The organism is Alloalcanivorax marinus, assembly GCF_016906305.1.
In the GTDB taxonomy this organism is placed as follows: Bacteria; Pseudomonadota; Gammaproteobacteria; order Pseudomonadales; family Alcanivoracaceae; genus Alloalcanivorax; species Alloalcanivorax marinus.
Genome location: NZ_JADDOL010000004.1, coordinates 99,493 through 119,413, shown reverse-complemented (window position 1 = coordinate 119,413; position 19,921 = coordinate 99,493). Strand labels below are relative to the sequence as shown.

At 65.0% G+C, this 19,921-nt stretch carries 18 protein-coding genes and 1 tRNA gene; 15 read left to right on the top strand and 4 right to left on the bottom strand.

Features of this window, described 5'->3' with window-relative positions; translation table 11 throughout:
- The first annotated feature begins 85 nt into the window (after window positions 1-85).
- From hfq to IM760_RS04900, 9 genes are all read left to right on the top strand, one after another.
- Complete coding sequence (gene hfq, locus IM760_RS04940; protein ID WP_204427430.1) at window positions 86-382, top strand: RNA chaperone Hfq; 297 nt, start codon at window positions 86-88, stop codon at window positions 380-382.
- Window positions 383-462: 80 nt separating this feature from the next.
- Window positions 463-1,830, top strand: a complete 1,368-nt coding sequence (gene hflX / locus IM760_RS04935; protein WP_204427429.1) for a ribosome rescue GTPase HflX — start codon at window positions 463-465, stop codon at window positions 1,828-1,830.
- Window positions 1,831-1,841: 11 nt separating this feature from the next.
- Window positions 1,842-3,029, top strand: a complete 1,188-nt coding sequence (hflK, locus tag IM760_RS04930) for an FtsH protease activity modulator HflK (RefSeq protein WP_204427428.1) — start codon at window positions 1,842-1,844, stop codon at window positions 3,027-3,029.
- The gene (hflC, locus tag IM760_RS04925; protein WP_204427427.1) at window positions 3,029-4,111 is read left to right on the top strand and encodes a protease modulator HflC; all 1,083 of its coding nucleotides are present in this window, start codon (window positions 3,029-3,031) and stop codon (window positions 4,109-4,111) included. Before hflK ends, hflC begins: the two co-directional genes overlap by 1 nt.
- 252 nt (window positions 4,112-4,363) lie before the next feature.
- Entirely contained in the window at window positions 4,364-6,103 is a 1,740-nt protein-coding gene (locus IM760_RS18985) for a hybrid sensor histidine kinase/response regulator (protein ID WP_204427426.1), read from the top strand.
- An 11-nt stretch (window positions 6,104-6,114) separates the two neighbouring features.
- Window positions 6,115-6,864 carry a response regulator transcription factor gene (locus IM760_RS04915; RefSeq protein WP_204427425.1) on the top strand — a complete coding sequence of 250 codons (750 nt, stop codon included), beginning with the start codon at window positions 6,115-6,117 and terminating at the stop codon, window positions 6,862-6,864.
- A gap of 185 nt (window positions 6,865-7,049) precedes the next feature.
- The gene (locus tag IM760_RS04910) at window positions 7,050-7,763 is read left to right on the top strand and encodes a response regulator (protein ID WP_204427424.1); all 714 of its coding nucleotides are present in this window, start codon (window positions 7,050-7,052) and stop codon (window positions 7,761-7,763) included.
- 194 nt (window positions 7,764-7,957) lie between these two features.
- Window positions 7,958-9,136 carry an ATP phosphoribosyltransferase regulatory subunit gene (locus tag IM760_RS04905; RefSeq protein WP_204427423.1) on the top strand — a complete coding sequence of 393 codons (1,179 nt, stop codon included), beginning with the start codon at window positions 7,958-7,960 and terminating at the stop codon, window positions 9,134-9,136.
- An 18-nt stretch (window positions 9,137-9,154) separates the two neighbouring features.
- Window positions 9,155-10,447 (top strand): adenylosuccinate synthase, encoded by a 1,293-nt coding sequence (locus tag IM760_RS04900; protein ID WP_204427422.1) that lies wholly within the window; start codon window positions 9,155-9,157, stop codon window positions 10,445-10,447.
- A gap of 125 nt (window positions 10,448-10,572) precedes the next feature.
- Here the strand turns inward: IM760_RS04900 and IM760_RS04895 are convergent, their stop codons facing one another.
- Window positions 10,573-11,388 (bottom strand): hypothetical protein, encoded by an 816-nt coding sequence (locus tag IM760_RS04895; protein WP_204427421.1) that lies wholly within the window; start codon window positions 11,386-11,388, stop codon window positions 10,573-10,575.
- 1 nt (window position 11,389) lies between these two features.
- Complete coding sequence (locus tag IM760_RS04890; protein ID WP_204427420.1) at window positions 11,390-11,740, bottom strand: hypothetical protein; 351 nt, start codon at window positions 11,738-11,740, stop codon at window positions 11,390-11,392.
- 284 nt (window positions 11,741-12,024) lie between these two features.
- Between IM760_RS04890 and IM760_RS04885 the strand changes: the two genes are divergently transcribed.
- From IM760_RS04885 to IM760_RS04875, 3 genes are all read left to right on the top strand, one after another.
- Complete coding sequence (locus IM760_RS04885) at window positions 12,025-13,464, top strand: alkaline phosphatase (RefSeq protein ID WP_204427419.1); 1,440 nt, start codon at window positions 12,025-12,027, stop codon at window positions 13,462-13,464.
- Window positions 13,465-13,489: 25 nt separating this feature from the next.
- A complete protein-coding gene (locus tag IM760_RS04880) occupies window positions 13,490-14,896 on the top strand; it encodes an alkaline phosphatase (protein WP_204427418.1) in 1,407 nt (468 codons plus the stop codon).
- A 73-nt stretch (window positions 14,897-14,969) separates the two neighbouring features.
- Window positions 14,970-15,659, top strand: a complete 690-nt coding sequence (locus IM760_RS04875; RefSeq protein WP_204427417.1) for a hypothetical protein — start codon at window positions 14,970-14,972, stop codon at window positions 15,657-15,659.
- A gap of 13 nt (window positions 15,660-15,672) precedes the next feature.
- Here the strand turns inward: IM760_RS04875 and IM760_RS04870 are convergent, their stop codons facing one another.
- Both IM760_RS04870 and IM760_RS04865 read right to left on the bottom strand, forming a co-directional pair.
- Window positions 15,673-15,888, bottom strand: coding sequence for a hypothetical protein (locus IM760_RS04870; protein ID WP_204427416.1), 216 nt, complete (start codon window positions 15,886-15,888; stop codon window positions 15,673-15,675).
- Between the two features lie 108 nt (window positions 15,889-15,996).
- A tRNA-Leu gene (locus IM760_RS04865) sits at window positions 15,997-16,083 on the bottom strand.
- A 191-nt stretch (window positions 16,084-16,274) separates the two neighbouring features.
- Here IM760_RS04865 and rnr point away from each other — a divergent pair.
- The 3 genes from rnr (at window position 16,275) to rpsF (ending at window position 19,909) form a co-directional block, all read left to right on the top strand.
- Entirely contained in the window at window positions 16,275-18,698 is a 2,424-nt protein-coding gene (gene rnr, locus IM760_RS04860; protein WP_204427415.1) for a ribonuclease R, read from the top strand.
- Window positions 18,695-19,474: a 23S rRNA (guanosine(2251)-2'-O)-methyltransferase RlmB gene (rlmB, locus tag IM760_RS04855; RefSeq protein ID WP_204427414.1), complete on the top strand. Its 780-nt coding sequence runs from the start codon at window positions 18,695-18,697 to the stop codon at window positions 19,472-19,474. Before rnr ends, rlmB begins: the two co-directional genes overlap by 4 nt.
- Before the next feature lie 93 nt (window positions 19,475-19,567).
- Complete coding sequence (gene rpsF, locus IM760_RS04850; protein ID WP_138772679.1) at window positions 19,568-19,909, top strand: 30S ribosomal protein S6; 342 nt, start codon at window positions 19,568-19,570, stop codon at window positions 19,907-19,909.
- Window positions 19,910-19,921 lie beyond the last annotated feature (12 nt).

The window sequence follows — 19,921 nt, the reverse complement described above, 5'->3', positions numbered from 1 at the left end:
GGCCTCGTGTAGTCCGGACGTAAGCGCTGATGATTGCCCGAACGCTTGGGCGCTCACTTTTTATGAATGTGTAAGGAGATTTGCCATGTCAAAAGGGCACTCGCTACAAGACCCTTTTCTCAATGCGTTGAGAAAGGAACGCATCCCGGTTTCCATCTTCCTGGTGAACGGTATCAAGCTGCAGGGTCAGATTGAGTCCTTCGACCAGTACGTGGTTCTGCTGAAAAACGCGGTGAGCCAGATGGTTTACAAGCATGCCATTTCCACCGTGGTGCCGGCCCGTAATCCGCGCGCTGCCGGCAGTGGCGGCAATCCGGCCATGCAGGGCGGCCATCAAGCCGGCGCCCAGGGGGGCATGGGTGACGATTTCGGCAACCAATAAGCCGTCCGTCGCGCCCCACCCCCGCCAAAGCCACGCCGTCCGGCGTGGCTTTGTTTTTTCCCTTCGATACACTGGAACCCATGGATCTGTTTGACCGTACCGAACAGGTACGCACCGGCGCCGGCGAAAAAGCCGTGCTGGTGCACCTGGACCTGCCCGACGCCCTGGGCCGCGAGGACCTGGATGAATTCCATCATCTGGTCACGTCCTCCGGCGTGGAGCCGGTGACCGAGCTGGTGAGCAAACGCGACCGGCCCGACCCGGCGTTGTTCATCGGCTCCGGCAAGGTGGAGGAACTGGCCGATCTGGTGCGCCAGCACGAGGCGGACGTGGTGCTGTTCAACCACGCCCTCAGTCCCGGCCAGGAGCGCAACCTGGAGCGGGCGGTGAAGTGCCGGGTGCTGGACCGCACCGGCCTGATTCTGGACATCTTCGCCCAGCGGGCCCGCACCCACGAAGGGCGCCTGCAGGTGGAACTGGCCCAGCTGCAGCATCTGTCCACCCGGCTGGTGCGGGGCTGGACCCACCTGGAGCGCCAGAAAGGCGGCATCGGCCTGCGCGGGCCCGGCGAAACCCAGCTGGAAACCGACCGGCGTCTGCTGCGCGAGCGCATCCGCTCGATTCAGGCGCGGCTGGACAAGGTGCGCAAGCAGCGCGCCCAGGGCCGCCGCGCCCGGGACCGCTCGGAAACCCCGCTGATTTCCCTGGTGGGCTACACCAACGCCGGCAAATCGACGCTGTTCAATGCCCTCACCACCGGTGACGTCTATGTGGCGGACCAGTTGTTCGCCACCCTGGACCCGACCCTGCGCAAGGTGCGGGTGCCCGGTGTCGGTCCGGCGATCCTGGCCGACACCGTGGGTTTCATCCGCCATCTGCCCCACCGGCTGGTGCAGGCGTTCCGCGCCACCCTGGAAGAGACCGTTAACGCGTCCTTGCTGCTGCATGTGACAGACAGTAGTGCCGAGGAGCGCGATGCCAACGTGGACGCGGTCAACGAGGTGCTCGAGGAAATCGGCGCCGACCAGGTGCCGGTGCTGCATGTGTACAACAAGGTGGACCGGCTCGACGAGGCGCCGAGGGTGGAGCGCGACGAGCAGGGGTTGCCCTGGCGGGTGTGGCTGTCGGCCACCACCGGCGAGGGCTTCGACCTGCTGTACGCGGCCATCGCCGAACGGCTGGCCGACCGCTGGGTGGACCGCTGGTTGCGGTTGCCGCCGTCGGCGGGCAAGCTGCGCGCGCGGCTGCACGAGGCCGGCGAGGTGCTCGACGAGCGCGCCGCCACCGACGGCGGCATGCTGCTGCGGGTGCACGTCAACCGGGTTCACTTTGAGCGGTTGCTGCGCGAGGCGGGGCTGGACGAAGAACAGGTAAAGGTACCGGACCCGTCGGTTGCAGACGCGGAGACCCCTTCCTACAATCCTGAACGCTCGCACAGAGCGGGATAACGGAGAATTCAATGGCCTGGAATGAACCCGGCGGCAACAAGCCCAGGGACCCCTGGGGTGGGGGTGGCGGCGGTGGCGATCAACGTCCCCCGGATCTCGACGAAGCACTGAAGAACCTCAAGGACCGCATCAACAATCTGTTCGGCGGCAAAAGCGGCGGTGGCGGTGGCGGCAAGAAGCCGTCCGGCGGCTTCCCTGGCGGCCTGCTGGCGGTGGTCCTGATCATCCTGGCGGTCGGCTATGTGCTGATGGGTTTTTATGTGGTGGACCAGAGCCAGCGCGCCGTGGTGCTGCGCTTCGGTGAGTTCAACCGCATGGTGGATCCGGGCCTGAACTGGCGCGCGCCGATCATCGAGCAGTCCATGAAGGTGGACGTGGGCCAGAACCGCAGCTACGAGCTCAGCGAGGAAATGCTCACCGAGGACACCAACATCGTGGCGGTGACCCTGGAGGTGCAGTACAAGGTGCTGGACCCGCAGGCCTATCTGCTGCGCGTGGGCGCGCCGGAAGCGATTCTTGAGCACGCCACCAGTTCCGCCCTGCGCCATGTGGTGGGCAGCTCCACCATGGACGGCGTGCTGAAGGACCGCCGCGAGGACATTCGTCTGGAAGTGCGCGAGCGGCTGCAGGATTACCTGGACCGCTACAACACCGGCCTGGTGATCAACCAGGTGGTGCTGGACAAGACCGCCGCGCCGGAAGCGGTGCGCGACGCCTTCGACGACGTGGCCAAGGCCAAGGAAGACGAAGACCGCTTCAAGAAGGAAGCGGAAGCCTATTACAACTCGGTGATCCCGCAGGCCCGCGGTCAGGGCGCCCGCGTGGAGGCCGAGGCGGACGCCTACAAGGCCCGCGTGGTGGCGGAAGCCCAGGGTGACGCGGCGCGCTTCAACGATATGGTGACCGAATACCGCAAGGCACCGGAGGTGACCCGTCAGCGTCTCTACCTGCAAACCGTCTCCGAGGTGCTGAGCAACTCCAGCAAGGTGCTGGCCGACATCCCCAACGGGGACAGCCTGATGTACCTGCCGCTGGATCAGATGCTCAAGGGCCGCGCCGGCAAGAGCAGTGGCCAGAGCGGCGACGCGGGCAAGGCCGGTGGCAATCTGGACCCGTCCAGCGCCGGCGCCGATGACGGCGGCGGCAGCCGCCAGGCGCCGCGCAGTCTGTACCAAAGCAACCGCACGGAGATTCGCTGATGGGCACACGTAGCTGGCTGGTGCTGGTGGCAGTGGGCGTGCTGTTGCTGCTGGCGCTGGATTCGTTCTACATCGTCAATGAAACCGAGAAGGCCGTGCTGAAGCGCTTCAGCCGGGTGGAACAGGCGGACATCGAGCCGGGCATTTACCCGAAGGTGCCGCTGATCGACGAGGTGATCCGGGTGGACGGCCGCCTGCTCACCCACGACGTGCCCACCCAGTCGTTTCTCACCGCCGAGAAGAAGCTGCTCAACGTGGACGCCTTCGTGACCTGGCGCATCGCCGACGTGCAGCGCTACATCGTCAGCGTCGGCGCCGGCGCCAACAGCGGCCAGGCCATGGAACGCCGGGCCCGGGAGCTGCTCGATCCGCGCGTCAACGAGGCACTGCGTAACCAGTTCGCTTCGCGCACCGTCCAGGAAGTGGTGGCCGGCCGGGGCGGCGCGCTGCCCGACGAGGCGCTGGACCCGTCCGCGGTAAGCACCGGTGAACTGATGAACGGCACCACCTCCGCCGAGGAGGAAGCGGAAGCGGCCCAGGCCGCCGACGAGGAGGCCGCCGCCGTCACCCAGGCGCAGCCGGATCCGGACGCGGGCAGCGGCCCGCCCCCGGAGAAGGACGATCAGCGCGAGGAGCTGATGAATTCCGTGGCCCAGGAAGTGAACGCCGCCACCCTGGAGGATCTGGGTATCGAGGTGGTGGACGTGCGGGTGAAACAGGTGGACTGGCCGGAGCAGGTGCGTGGCCGGGTGTTCGACCGGATGCGCGCCGAGCGTGCCCGGGACGCCGCCGAGCACCGCGCCCGGGGTCGGGAAGTGGCCGAGCGTATCCGCGCCGCCGCCGATCGGGAGCGCACCGAGATTCTCGCCCAGGCTTACGAGGCGGCGCAGAAAACCCGGGGTGAGGGCGATGCCCGCGCCACCAATATCTACGCCAACGCCTACTCGAAGGACCGGGAGTTCTTCCGCTTCTATCGCAGCCTGCAGGCCTACCGGGACAGCTTCAATTCCCCGGACGACCTGCTGATCCTGTCACCGGATAGCGAGTTCTTCCGGTACATGAAACAATCCGGGGCGGACTGACGCCGGCCCGGATCGGAGAAAACCCGCCTTACGGCGGGTTTTTTTTTGCCGGGGCGTCGCCCCTCACCGGGCCGGCGGCGTTTAGACCATTGTTGGAATACGCGTCGGCGCCAACAATGGTATTAATAGGACGCTCATACGTATTCCGTAGCAGCTTCCGGTGCATTAGGGTGGGATATCTTCAGGCGGAATAATAGTCAATTAATGGCATAATGAACGCCCGGGCGCGCCGGCGCAGGGAGAAAAGGCGGAATGCACAACAAAGCACGCGACTGGCTGGCCCGGGTGCCGGTGGGCGATGGAGATCGCCGCAAGGCCCGGGCCTTGCAACGGGTGCTGTTGCTGATCGGCGTGCTGGTGCCGGCGTTCTGGATCACCCGGCTGTTGGGCGGCGGAGCCCTGGCGTCCATTGAGCGCACCTATCTGGTGGTGCATGGCGGGGTGGCGGCGCTGGCGGTGATCAGCCTGGTGTGCGTGCGGGTGGGGCGCTTCCGGTTTGGCGCGGCCTTGTTTCTGATCGGCTGTCTGGCGGTGATTCTGGTGGTGTACGCGCTGAACGGCGTGAACGGCCCCGGCCCGGCGCAGATCACCCATGTGTTTCCGCTGGCGCTGGCCGGCCTGCTGTTCGGTCGCCGGGCCCTGTGGGCGACGCTGGTGTTCATCGGTCTGTGCGTGCTAGTGGGGGCCGGCCGTGAGCTGGCCAACGGCACCCGGCCCGGCCTGGTCGGCGAGATCGCCGTCGGCCTGATGATCAGCTTTCTGGTGGTGGCGGTGGTGTTCGACAGCACCGTGGCCGGGCTGCAGGCCTATTTGGCGGACGTGGAAGAGCGGCATCGGGATTTGGAGCAGGCGCGGCGCTCGCTGAAAGCAGAAAAAGAAGAACGGGAGCACACCATGGAACAGCTGGTGCATGTTCAGAAAGTGAAGGCCATCGGACAGCTGGCCGGCGGCGTGGCCCACGACTTCAACAATATTCTCGGGGTGATTCTCGGCTACGCCCGCTGGCGCGAACGGCGCGACGGCGTGGAGCCCCTTCGTGAAGCGCTGGCCGGGGTGGAGACCGCCGCCCGCCGGGGCGCGGCGATCAGCCGCAAGCTGCTCAACTTCAGCCGCCAGGACGTGGCGCATCCCGAAGTGTTCGATGTCGGCGAGGCCCTGCACGGTCTGGAAAGCATGCTGCGACAGCTGTTCGACCCGCGGGTGCGCATCGAGCTGGCGTTGCCCGCCGACAGTCTGACGGTGCGCGCCGATCGCGGCCAGCTGGAGCTGGCGGTGCTGAACGTGGCCACCAACGCCCGCGACGCCATGCCGGACGGCGGCCACTTCCGGCTGGCGGTGGACAGCGTGCTGGACGAGCGCGGCCGCTCGCTGGTGGAGATTACGCTCAGCGACACCGGCGAAGGCATGGAGGAGGCGGTGCGGCGGCGCATCTTCGAACCGTTTTTCACCACCAAGAGCCAGAGCAGCGGCACCGGCCTGGGGCTGGCGGTGGTGGGCCGGGTGCTTCACGAGGCCGGCGGCGAGATTCTGGTGGACAGCACGCCGGGCCGGGGCAGCCGGTTCCGGCTGCGGCTGCCGGGGCCGGTGACGGCGCCGGCGGCGGAGGGCGCGTCACCGCGGGTGTTGCTGGTGGACGACGACGATGAATGGCGCTCGGTGCTGGTGACGGCCCTGGAGCAGGGCGGCTGCCAGGTGCTCAGTGCCCGCGACGGGCGCGAGGCCTGGGGGGTGATCGCCCGGGGCCGGGTGCCGGACGTGCTGGTCACCGATTACCGCATGCCCGGCCTGGACGGCCTGGCCCTGATCCGGCGCCTGCGTGCCCGCTACCCGGACCTGGCCATGGTGCTGGTTTCCGACTATTTGCCCGAGGCCGCGCAGTTGGCCCGGGATTTGCCGCCGGACGTGGAGCGGTTGTCGAAACCGTTTTCCCCGGCGCTGTTGCTGCAATACGTGTTTATGTTGACCACTTCGCCGGAACAGGCCGGCGACTAAGGAGGGGGTGGATGAGCGAAAGACGGCTCAACGTGGTCGTCGTGGAAGACGACGCGGAACAACGAGAACTGGTGATCAATGAAATCGCCGCCAAGGGTTTCAATGTGAAGGGGTGCGCCGACGCCACCGCGCTGTGGCGGCACCTGACCGTGTCCCATTGCGATCTGATCGTGCTGGACGTGGGGCTGCCGGGGGAGGATGGTTTGTCGGTGGCGGAACATCTGCGCACCTCCTCCCAGGTGGGCATCGTCATGCTCACCGGCTACTCCGCCAGCGCCGATCAGGTGCGCGGGCTGCGCCACGGCGCCGACGCCTACCTGACCAAGCCGGTGGATTACCCTGTTCTGGTGGCGACCCTGGAAAGTCTGGGCCGGCGCCTGCGTGGCCGGCACGCGCCGCCGCCGGCCGCCGGGCAGGAACAGGGCGACGGCGACTGGCAATTGGTGGCGGACGGCTGGAAGCTGCGCACCCCGGACCAGCAGGACGTGATTCTCACCGCCTACGAACGGGACATGCTGCGCTGTCTGATCCGCGCCAGCGGCCGGCCCATCGATCGGGAAAGTCTGATCGGCGCCCTGACCCGGGACGTGCACGACTTCGACCCGCACCGCCTGGAAATGGTGATCTACCGTCTGCGCCGCAAGATTCGCGCGGTCAGCGAATGCACGCTGCCCCTGGAAGCGGTGCGCGGGGTTGGCTATCTGGTGAACGGGATGAGCGAGGAGCGGGCGCTGGCGCACCCTCTGGACTCGGTTCGGTGAGCGAAGGGTGAGTGGGCAGCTATATCAAGATTGGTGAACGAGTTCACAGTTTTCCCTAGAGTCCCGCTGATTATCAACGCCAATCCCGGTGCCGCTCAGGTGATGACCGTTCTTTATGCCGTGTTTGGGAAAGCGTCGAGCGTCGCGATGGGACCTCGCCGGTGTCGCCTGCCGGGGCCGCCGTCGTGCCTGATCGCCGCCCGTGGGTGGCGGTGGTGGAGGACTATGGCCCGATGCGCGCGCTGCTGGTTCAGGATCTTTCCGGCAGCGGCTTCCGCGTGGACAGCTACGCCGACGCCGCCTCCCTGTGGCGGCAGTTCCCCCACCGGCACTTCGATCTGGTGGTCCTCAATATCGGCCTGCCGGACGAGGACGGTTTCTCGGTCAGTCGCCGCCTGCGCCGCCATACCAATATTCCGGTGGTGCTGTTGTCCGGCTACGGCAGCCACGAGCACCAGTTACTGGGGCTGCGCGAGGGGGCCGATGCCTATCTGGTGAAGCCGGTGGAGCCGCGGGTGCTGGTGGCGACCCTGAACCGGCTGGCGCGGCGCCGGCGGGCCGACCAGGGGGCGCTGCCCGGCACCGGCGGCTGGTGGCTGGTGGAGCAGGGCTGGCTGCTGCGCCCGCCGGGCGGGCCGGACATCGGTCTCAACGGTCATGAACGGGCCCTGCTGCGGACGCTGGCCGCCGCCGACGGCGGGTGGCTGAGCGGTGACCGTCTGGAGGCGGCGTTGAGCCGGGCCGGCGGCGCGACGGGTCGCCGCCTGCTGGCCCGCACGGTCTGGCGGCTGCGCCGCAAGGTCGCCGCGTTCACCGCCGTCACGCTGCCGCTGGAAGAGCACCAGGGGGCCTGGCGTTTCGTGGCGCTGAGCGACGAACGGCGCCCGCCCGGGTCGTGACGCCGGGGTACCCGCACAAGGTACCTGCGCCAGGGCGGACGTGTTAGAATCCCCCGGCCGGGCCAAAGGACCCGGTTTTTTTGTGGCCCGCCGTTATGGCCGCCACCTTCGAGTCGCCGCCCGCGGCGACACACGAGACTCATCGGGCCGGCGGCGCCAGCCTCGCCGGCCTCCTGCTGTTGGTACGGTCCCGGATGAATCAGGAAGAACAGTGGCTGCTGCCCGACGGTGTCGAGGAAGTGCTCCCCGAACGCGCCCGGGCCATCGAACAACTGCGCCGGCGGGCCCTGGACCTGTATCGGTCCTGGGGCTACGAACTGGTATTTCCGCCGCTGATCGAATTTCTCGAATCCCTGCTCAACGGCGCCGGCCGTGATCTGGAGCGGGACACCTTCAAGATCACCGACCAGCTCAGCGGCCGCCTGATGGGCGTGCGCGCGGACATGACCCCGCAGGTGGCGCGCATCGACGCCCACGGCCTGCGCCGCAACGGCCCCACCCGGCTGTGCTACTGCTCCACGGCGCTGCGCGCCAAACCGGCCCAGGCCGGCGGCACCCGGCTGCCCTATCAGCTCGGCGTCGAGCTGTTCGGCCACGCCGGCGCCGACAGCGATCTGGAAGTGGTACTGCTGTTGCTCGACACCCTGGCACTGGCCGGCGCCGGCGACCGGGTGGTGCTGGACCTGGGCCACGTGGGCATTTTCCGCGCCGTGCTCGGCGCCTGCGACCTGAGCGCCGCCGACCAGAGCACCCTGGAAGACATTTACCTGCGCAAGGCGCGCACCGAACTGGACCGCTTCCTGGCCGAGCGCGCGCTGCCGGCCAACGCCACCCGCGCCCTGGCGGCGCTGCCGTTTCTGGACGGCGACGGCGCCGTGTTCCCCCAGGCCCGTGAGCTGCTGGCGGCTTTCCCGGCGGCCACCGAGGCGCTGGCGGAACTGGAACGGTTGGTGGCGGTGCTGGAGGCGGGCGGCGCCCGGGTGCATCTGGACCTGGGCGAACTGCGCGGTTACCACTACCATACCGGCTGTGTGTTCGCCGCTTACCTGCCCGGCGACAGCGAGCCGCTGGCCAAGGGTGGCCGCTACGATCACATCGGCGAGGTATTCGGCCGGGCGCGGCCGGCCACCGGTTTCAGCGCCGATCTCAAGAAGCTGGCGTCGCTGACGCCGGCGCCCCGTGGCGCGGGCATTCTGGCCCGCGGCGGGCTCGATGACCCGGACTTCCGTGAGCGGGTCGCGCAACTGCGCGCCCAGGGCGAGCGCGTGCTGCTGGCCCTGGACGGCGCCGACAACGATCCGGCCGAACTCGGCTGCGACCGCGAGCTGGTGGTCGCCGACGGCGGCTGGACTCTTCAACCCATTTCCTCCTGACAGGCCAAGCGAACAGCCATGGGCAAGAACGTAGTCATTCTCGGTACCCAATGGGGTGATGAAGGCAAGGGCAAGATCGTCGATCTGCTCACCGACCAGGCCGCCTACGTGGCGCGCTTTCAGGGCGGCCACAACGCCGGCCACACGCTGGTGATCGACGGCAAGAAAACCGTCCTGCATCTGATCCCCTCCGGCATTTTGCGTGAAAACGTGCAATGCCTGATCGGCAACGGCGTGGTGCTGTCGCTGGAGGCCCTGCTCAAGGAAATTCGCGGTCTGGAAGAGAAGGACGTGCCGGTGCGCGAGCGCCTGCGTCTGTCGTCCGCCTGCCCGCTGATCCTGCCGGTGCACGTGGCCCTGGACCAGGCCCGCGAGGTGGCTCGGGGGGCCCAGAAGATCGGCACCACCGGCCGTGGTATCGGCCCGGCCTACGAAGACAAAGTGGCGCGGCGCGGCGTGCGCCTGGGCGATGTGTTCCACCGTGAGCGGTTCGCCGCCAAGCTCGGTGAAGTGATGGACTACCACAACTTCATCCTGCGCAGCTTCTACAACGCCGAGCCGGTGGACTTCCAGCAGACCCTGGACCAGGTGCTGGAAATGGCCGAGGAAATCCGGCCCATGGTGTGCGACGTGACGGCGCGCCTGCACGGCGCCCGGGAGCGCGGCGAGAACATCATGTTCGAGGGCGCCCAGGGCACCCTGCTGGACATCGACCACGGCACCTATCCCTACGTGACCAGCTCCAACACCACCGCCGGCGGCACCGCCACCGGCTCCGGTTTCGGCCCGCTCTATCTGGACTACGTGCTGGGCATCACCAAGGCCTACACCACCCGCGTGGGCGGTGGTCCGTTCCCCACCGAGCTGTTCGACGAGACCGGCCGTCACCTGGCGGAGAAGGGCCACGAGTTCGGTTCCACCACCGGGCGCGCACGCCGCTGCGGCTGGTTCGACGCCATCGCCCTGAAACGGGCCATCCAGATCAATTCGATCAGCGGCCTGTGCCTGACCAAGCTGGACGTGCTGGACGGCCTGGAAGAGGTGAACATCTGCGTGGGCTACAAAGGCCCCGACGGTGAAACCCTGGAGTGCGCCTGGGACGCGGACAGCTACGCGGAAGTGACGCCGGTGTACGAGTCGGTACCCGGCTGGCGGGAATCCACCATCGGCGTGAAAAAGCTCGAGGACCTGCCCGCCAACGCCCGCGCTTATCTCAAGCGCATCGAGGAAGTCACCGGCGCGCCCATCGACATTATCTCCACCGGTCCGGACCGGGCCGAGACCATCATCAAGCGCCACCCGTTCGGGTAAGCGCCGTGCGGTAGGCGGTTGGAAGAATGCACTTTAAAGTGTTTTCCCTTTTTAAAAAGTAAATTGAGATATGATCGGCGCTCCAAAATATTTCGGGGCGCCGATAAGTAAGTCAAAGGTGGTTTTTACAAATAGTAAAATAGTAGATGTTTCGCTTTGCTTAGCCCTTCCGCGTTATTGCCTGTGTAGTTTTTATCATAGTCTTTGTCTTCCGGTTGAAAATCAGGGAAGCCATCCATGTTTTCGTCTAGCTGAACTAATTCAGTTCGCTTTCTGTCTTCGAAGCAGGGCGGGCTGGCCTTCTCATACACTAATTTATAAGAAATACTTTTGCCCGTATTTCCTTGGCCGTAGTCCAAAAGAACTTCATCAACAAATATGTGAGTTTTGGTTGCTTGGGTTGATTGGGGGTACAGTTCACCGTCATCAACTATCGCAAAAATTTTTTCTTGCTGTTCATCAATCAGTGTTTCCTCGCCGTTTACAATTCTGTATAACGAGTATGCTGGCTCAAAGGCTCCCCCTATGCCAGCGTTGTCAATATAGGAGGTGCACACTTTGGATATGATTTTTGAGTCCCAATAGACAAGGGCGGAGCGCTGGGAGGGGATATAGCGAACCGTTAGAAGATTCGACTCCGTAAGGCTGCTGCGAAACCCAACATGGCTCTCCGAAAGATAAGGCTCTATGGCTGCTGCTTTATTATCGGATATGTATATTTTGGGGGTCTCAATATCCTCGGCCAAAAGAGGGTCTACTAGTTTGTATATTTGGGCTGAGCGGTAAGTTATTCCGCCAGAATTTAATGAGCCATCTTCGTTGAATATGCCTGATAGCGAAAAAACAAATCTTGCTACAATCGCTCCTGCTTCCTGAAAAGAAAAAGCATTGCTTTGCGGGCTAATAAGAATTGCAAGCAATAGGAAAAATGTACGTTTCATATTAGCCTCCATAGATGTACCCATATGAAAAACACGGGTACGTGGTGCCGGACGAATTCCAGTCATACCACTCGTCTGCTGGTAGGGCCAAAACTTTTATAGATACCTCGATGTTGTGTGTTCGCGCCGCGATCATGGCGGCAAAGGCATTGTCGTAGGCCGTATTTCCAAGAAGGGATCTTTTGAAATCGAGATACCCTTGGTTGCACCAATGTCCCGGGTCAAGTTTTACCCTGAATGTCGAGTCGGATACGTATTCGATCTGCTGGATATGGCCTGTTATATAATCGTCCCCGGCGGCGATGGCATGTGTTGAGGCTATTGCTATAAGAAAAATTAGTACGTTTTTCATATTGTTCTCCTGTGTTTTTTTTGATTATCAAAGAAGATTGTTTCAATAGTGTGAAAGAGGAGCATGGATATTTTGATTTTTTTGGTCGATTTGACGGTATCTTTATTTTTATAATTATTTCAGGATGATCTGGTAAGTTTTTAAATGCCTTCCTAATAAGACATTGAAATCTTTCTGACCACTGCGCACCACAAAATTGTCATGAACCGGGCAAATACTCGGTCCGGGACCGACCTTGGGGCCAAGTAAGGTCGGCAAAACGGACTTCATGACAGGGTAAGCCGATGAAAATGCTCAAAATGGCAGGGCTGGCGCTGGCCGTGGCTCTGGCGGGCTGTGGTGGCGACAGTGACAACGACAACGACGTGGCGCCGCCGGCCGCGACCAGCAAGAAAAACGTACTGTTCTTTCTGGGTGACGGGATGGGGATCACCACCCTGACCGCCATGCGCATCTACCAGGCCGGTGAAGCCGGCAGCATCACCATTGACCGACTCCCGGAGTCCGCCTTCGTGCGTACCTATTCCGAGGATGGTCAGGTAACCGACAGCGCGCCTTCCATGGCCGCGTACATGACCGGCGTGAAGATGAAGAACGAGGTCATCTCCATGAGCACCGGCACCAACGCCTACGCGCCGGACGGCTCGCAATACGTGGACGCCGATGGCAACACCACCTGTGAGCAAGGCAACGGCACGCCGGTGGCCACGCTGCTGGAAAAAATGAAAGCCCGCGGCTACGCCACCGGGGTGGTGACCACCACCCGGGTGACCCACGCCACGCCGGCGACCACCTACGCGCACCTGTGCAACCGTAACGGCGAGAACACCATCGCCGCGCAAATGGTGCCCGGCGGCGAGGGCTATAACGAAGCCCTGGGCGACGGCATCGACGTGGTGCTGGGCGGCGGTCGCCGTCATTTCCTGCCCAACGACGACGGCGGCCGCCGCACCGACGGCCGGGATCTGATCGCGGAAATGCAGGACGCCGGTTACCAGTACGCCTCCAGCACGTCCGAACTGATGGACGTGGCGGACGAGGACCGCGTGCTGGGTATCTTCACCAGCAGCGACATGAGCTACGAGCTGGACCGCGTTGCCCAGCAGGAGCCGAGCCTGGAAGAGATGACCGGCAAGGCCATCGATATGCTGCACGCCCGTGACAGCGGCTTTTTCCTGATGGTGGAAGGTGGTCGTATCGACCATGCGCTGCACGCCAGCAACGCCAAGCGCGCGCTCACCGACGGCATCGCCTTCGACAACGCCATCGCCGCGGCGCTGGAAAAGATGGAAGACATCGACCCGGGTCTGGAAAACACCCTGATCGTGGTCACCGCCGATCACGATCACACGCTGGTGATCAACGGCTACGCCGAGCGCACCGGCGCCACCTCCGAGGACCACGCCGGCGTGCTGGGCCTGGTGAAGAACTACGCCAACGGCCCGAACAAAGGTGAACCTCGCACCGACGTGGACGGCAATCCCTACACCATCCTCGGCTTCGGCAACGGCCCGAACCGGCCGGACAGCCGCGTGGCCCTGAACGAGACCACCACCGCCGGCAACGATTACCTGCAAGAGGCCACCATCCAGTTGAGCAGCGAAACCCACGGTGGCGGTGACGTCTACCTGGGCGCCACCGGCATGGGCGCCGACGCCTTCCACGGCGTCATCGACAACACCGAGGTGTTCGAGAAGATCACCGCCATTCTCGATCTGGAATAAACCGCCGACCACGCAGGAGAACATCATGAAAGCTTCCATCATTGGCGGTGCGCTGATTTGCTGTGCCGCCGCCCTGGGTACCCAGAACGCGGCCGCCGAGGCCAAGAACATCATTTTCTTCCTGGGCGATGGCATGGGCCCGGTGACGCAGACCGCCGCGCGCATCTACGCCGGTGAAAAACTGGGCCTGGAGGTTCCGGAAAGCCACAAGCTGGCCATGGAGCAACTGCCCTACGCCGCCCGCATCAAAACCTATTCCGAGGACGCCCAGACCACCGACAGCGCCCCGGGCATGGCCAGCTACATGACCGGCATGAAATCCAAGAACGAAGTGATTTCGATGACGCCGGACACCAACCCCAACGACGCCAACGGCAATCCTTACCAGACCAATGGCGACAGCACCTGCCCGGCCAGCGGCAACGGTGAGCGCGCGCAAACGCTGCTGGAAATCCTCAAGGCTCGCGGTTACGGCACCGGCGTGGTGTCCACCACGCGCATCACCCACGCCACGCCGGCCACCACCTACGCCCACATCTGCAACCGTAACGCGGAGAACACCATTGCCGCGCAAATGGTGCCGGGCGGCGAAGGCTACAACGGCGAGCTGGGCGACGACGGCATCGATGTGATTCTGGGCGGTGGCCGCCGTCACTTCCTGCCCACCACCGACGGCGGGCGGCGCACCGACGGCCGCGACCTGCTGGTGGAAATGCAGGACGCCGGCTACACCTATGTGAGCACCGGTTCCGAGCTGGCCGGCGTGAACCTGGCGGGTACCGACAAGCTGTTCGGCATCTTCAACAGCAGCGATCTGAACTACGAGCTGGACCGGGTCAACGGCGACTTGAACGAGCCCAGCCTGGCGGACATGACCGGCGCCGCCATCGATATCCTGTCGCGCAATCAGGACGGCTACTTCCTGATGGTGGAAGGCGGCCGCATCGACCACGCACTGCACGGCACCAACGCCAAGCGCGCTCTGGAAGACACCCTGGCCTTCGACGAAGCGATCGCCACGGCGGTGAGCAAGGTGAACCTGGACGACACCCTGATCGTGGTGACCGCGGACCACGACCATGTGATGGCGTTCAACGGTTACTCCAAGATCGGCAACCCGGTGCTCGGGCTGCTCAAGGAGTACCGCGGTGGTGAGCTGGCGCTGGATGCCCAGGGCAAACCCTTTACCACCCTGGTGTTCGGTAATGGCGGCGGGCCCCGCGAAGCCAATCGCGCCACCCTCACCGAAAGCGAGGTGCTGGAAGACGACTACCTGCAGGAAGTGGGCGTGCGTCTGGGTGGTCCGGGCAGCGAAACCCACGGCGGTGGCGATATCCGTCTGACCGCCGGCGGCGCCGGCAGTGAACGGTTCAAGGGCACCCTGGACAACATTGAAGTGTTCGGTCTGATTGAGGACGCCATGGGGCTGTAACACGCCTCCGTTCAAAGGGTGGCCCTGCCCGGCCACCCTTTTTTATGGGCCATCTTTTTTATGGAGAACAACCATGAGTAACGTCATCCACCGCCTGGCGGCTCTGGGCGTGGCGCTGATGCTGGCGATGCCGGTCACCGCCGCCTGGGCGCAGCCCGCCGAGGCACTGCGTGTGGAATACCAGCAATGGCAGATCGGCCGCGACGGCGTACGCCAGCAAATGGACTACGCGGAAACCCTGTACCGTGAGGAAAACGCGCTGTGGGTCGAGCGGGAGATTCCTGAGGCCGCGGAGCGGCAACACGATCAGCACGCCCACGGTGGCCTGGGCCATAAGCACGCCGATGTGATCGGCGCGCCGCTGTGGATTCGCCGCGATGACCAGGGCGGTCTGGACGTGAAGCTGGTGGACCGCCATGAAAAACGGCTCATCGATATCGCGCCGCCCTATTACGGCAATGTCGGTTTCGATGGCCACTGGGCGGAGAGTTGGGCGCTGGCGGATCCCCGGGCGCTGGCCGCCATGCAGCCGGCATCCATTGATGAACAGGGCCGGGAAACCTACCAGCTGGATCGGGGCGATCAGCGCATCACCCTGGTGTGGGACCCGAAAGGCCGTTACGCGGTGTCGATCACGGCCCAGGGCAAGCAGGGTCTGTCCGGCAGAACCCTTCGCGCCACGCCGCTGGCCGCGCCGGCCAGCATGCCCTGGCAGGGGCTGGCGGATTACCGCGATCGCGATTATTCGGACCTGTTGGACTGAGGTGACGAGACAGTCAGCGCCGGCGGCGGGTAAAGATGATCAGCGCGATGGTCAGCCCCAGCACGCCGGCGGGGAACAGCATCAGCATCCGCTCGCGGTGCTTGATCTTCTCGCGCTGGGCGTTGGCCTTCTGGACTTCCGGGTGCACCGCGCCGTTGTCCTGGGCGGGGGCCGGGGGCGCCAGGGTCAGGCCGAGGGTCAGGGCCAGAGTGGCAAGAAAAAGGCGCATGGTGTCGGGCCTTTGTCGTTGGAGGAGAGGGCGGCGCGAACCGCGGAAACAAAAAAGGCTCCCGGAGGGAGCCCTTTTGCCGGTGAGCTCCTGGAGCTCATCCTGAATTGGTGCCGAGGAGAGGACTTGAACCTCCACGGGGTTGCCCCCACTAGCACCTGAAGCTAGCGTGTCTACCAATTTCACCACCTCGGCTTATCGATACCAACCCGCTGGGCCTGTATCGCGAAAGCGCGTGCATTCTAGTATATGATGGCCGGATGTCAACGGTTGATTTCCTCTCTTTTCTCCGCTGCGTTAAGGTAGCCACCGCCAGCGCCGCTCAGCGCGCCGCCGGCGGCGCCCGATGAGGGGTGTCATACATGTATTTTCATAGAGGTTTTTGAATGTCATCCAGGAAACGCTACGAGGATCCCCACGCGGATCGGGAAGCGGAAAAGTACGACAATCCGGTTCCCAGCCGTGAGCTGATCCTCAAGGTCCTCGACGACCAGGGAAAGCCGCTCGGCAAGCATGAGCTCGCCGACATCCTGGAGGTGGGCGAAGACGGCGAAGTGGGGCTGGAACGCCGTCTCAAAGCGATGTTGCGCGACGGCCAGCTGGTGGAGAACCGCAACGGCAAGGTGGGCATCGCTTCGCGCATGGACCTGATCGCCGGCCGGGTGCAGGCGCACCGGGACGGCTTCGGCTTCCTGATCGCCGACGACGCCGACCGTAAGGACCTGTTTCTGGCGCCGCGCCAGATGCAGAAGGTGATGGACGGCGACCGGGTGCTGGTCAGCGTGGCCGGCTTCAACCGCTTCGGCAAGGAAGAGGCGCGCATCGTCGAGATCGCCGAGCGGGCGGTCACCGAGATCGTCGGTCGCTATCGTCAGGAGGCCGGCGTCGCCTTTATCGACCCGGAGAACCGGCGCATCACCAAGGAAGTGCTGGTCGAGGATCACAACGGTCTGAAGCCGGGCCCCGGTGACCATGTGCGCGCCGAAATCACCCAGTACCCGTCCCGGGACCACAATGTGCTGGTGCGGCTGGAAGAGATCATCGCCACCCCGGACCAGCCGGGCATGGAAGTGGACGTGGCCCTGCGCCGCTTCGAGATTCCCCACCAATGGCCGGACGGCGTGGAACAGGAAGCCGACCGTTTCGGCGCCGAGGTGCCGCATCCCGCCAAGGCCCACCGGGTGGACCTGCGCGACCTGCCGCTGGTGACCATTGACGGCGAGGACGCCCGCGACTTCGATGACGCGGTCTATGTGGAGCGTCGCAAGCGCGGCGGCTGGCGGCTGATCGTGGCGATCGCCGACGTGAGCCACTACGTGCATCCGGGCAGCGCCCTGGACAACGAGGCCCACAAGCGCGGCAACTCGGTGTACTTCCCCAACCGGGTGGTGCCGATGCTGCCCGAGGCCCTGTCCAACGGTCTGTGTTCGCTGAACCCCCATGTGGACCGGTTGTGTCTGTATTGCGACATGCTGGTGTCCGCCAACGGCCGGGTGTCGCGCTTCGTGTTCCGCGAGGGCGTGATGCGCTCCCGTCACCGCCTCACCTACACCAAGGTGGGCGCGCTGATCGAGGAGCCGGAATCGCCCCTGGCGGTGGAGACCGTGGAGAGCCTGGACGACGAGTCCCTGGATTCGATCTGGGCGTTCCATGAGATGTACGGCGCCCTGCGCCGGCGTCGCGAGTTGCGCGGCGCCATCGACTTCGAGAGCGACGAGAGTCGCATGCTCTACGACGAGAACCAGAAGATCCGCGACATCGTGCCGGTGCACCGCAACGTGGCCCACGTGATGATCGAGGAGGCCATGCTGGCGGCCAACATCTGCGCCGCCCGGCTGCTGGAGAAGGCCGAGGTGCCGGCGCTGTACCGTAACCATGAGCCGCCCAAGGAAGAGCGCCTGTCCAACCTGCAGCAGTTCCTGGGTGGCCTGGGCCTGTCCCTGGCCTGGTCGGAAGGCCCCATCGGGCCCCAGGTGTTCCAGCAGCTCGCCGAGGTGATCGCCGAGCGCGCGGACCGCCAGGTGATCCAGACCATGATGTTGCGCACCATGTCCCAGGCGAAGTACGAGGCCGAGGTGAAGGGCCATTTCGGTCTGGCCTACAACGCCTACACCCACTTCACCTCGCCGATCCGCCGCTACCCGGACCTGTTGGTGCACCGCGCCATCCGCTTCCTGATCCGGGGCGGCGGCGAAACGCCCCACGCGGACAACCCGGGCGAGCTGCCGGCGATCCCCCGGGATCACATCCTGCCGTACAGCCAGAGCGACATGATCACCATGGGTGAGCACTGCTCGATGACCGAGCGGCGCGCCGACGAGGCCACCCGCGACGTGGTGCAATGGCTCAAGTGCCAGTTCATGGAAGATCGTCTGGGCGAGGAGTTCGACGGCGTGGTCAGCGGCGTGGCCGCCTTCGGCCTGTTCGTGCAGATCCAGGACCTGAACATCGACGGCCTGGTGCACGTGGCCAACCTGGACAGCGATTACTACCACTTCGACGACGTCAACATGGCGCTGGTGGGCGAGTCCTCCGGGCGCCGCTTCAGCCTTGGCGACGGCGTGCGCGTGAAGGTGGCCGGTGTGCACACCGAAGAGCGCAAGATCGACCTGGAGCTGATCAGCAGCACCCCGTCGAAAAAGCCGCGCGGCGGCCGCAAGGGCGGCGGCAAGGCGTCCGGTGGCAGCAGATCCTCCAGCGGCAATACCAAGGGCGGCGGTTCCGAGCGCGAGAAGCTGGCCCGTGGTGAGCTGCCCAAGAAAGCCGCGGCCAAGAAAAGCGGTGCCCGCAAGGGACGCCGCCGCCGATGAGCAAGGGTCAGCCCAAACCGCTGATGTATTCCGGCATCCACGCGGTGGAGTCGCTGCTGCGGCACCGCCCGGAAGCGGTGCTGGAGCTGTTCGTGCTGGACAGCCGGGCGAAGCGCGGCGACGCCCGCCTGGAGACGCTGATCATCGCCGCCCGCGACCAGGGCATCGCCGTGCAGATGGCGCGCCGCGAGTCCCTGGACAAGCTGGCCGGCCCCCAGAACCAGGGCGTGGCGGCCCGCGCCCGGCCGCGCCGGTCCGGCGACGAGCTGGCCCTGGACAACCACCTGGACCGGCTCGGCCGGCCGCCGTTCCTGCTGATTCTGGAAGGCGTCACCGACCCGCATAACCTGGGCGCCTGCCTGCGCAGCGCCGACGCCGCCGGCGTCGACGCGGTGATCGTGCCGCGCCGCCACGCCGCCGGCCTGACCCCGGTGGCCTGCCGCAGCGCCGCCGGCGCCGCCGAGTCGTTGGCCTATTTCGAGGTCGGCAACCTGGCGCGCCTGCTGGAGCGGCTCAAGGAGCGCCAGGTGCGCATCGCCGGCACCGCCCTGCACGAGCGCAGCGCCTCCCTGTTCGACTACGCGCCCCCCGCCGGCCTGGCGGTGGTGATGGGCGCCGAGGGCGAGGGCCTGCGCCGCCTCACCCTGGAGGGCTGCGACGACCTGCTGGCGATCCCCATGGCCGGCGATGTGCAGAGCCTGAACGTGTCGGTGGCCACCGGGGTGGTGTTGTTTCATATCCGCGCCCGGCTTGAGCCGGCGGCCGGTCTGGGCTAGAATCCCCGCCCTTCCGTTTTCCGGCCCGCCGGGGAGCGGATCTCCTTGCCTCACCGCCTGTCGCGGGAGGCTGCCAATCCGTAAGGAGCTACAATGCGTCATTACGAAGTTGTGTTCCTGGTCCACCCGGACCAGAGTGAACAGGTTCCCGCCATGGTGGAGCGCTACAGCGCCGTGATCACCGACGGCAACGGGATCATCCACCGTCAGGAAGATTGGGGCCGCCGCCAGCTGGCCTACCCGATCAACAAGATCCACAAGGCACACTACGTGCTGCTGAACATCGAATGTGACGGCGACACCCTCGCCGAACTGGAAAACACCTTCCGGTTCAACGATGCCGTAATCCGTCACCTCGTGGTTCGCCGTCACCGGGCCATCACCGAGCCCTCGCCGCTGGCGAAATCCAACGAGAAGGAGGAGGCCACCAGCTGATTTCCGACGGCA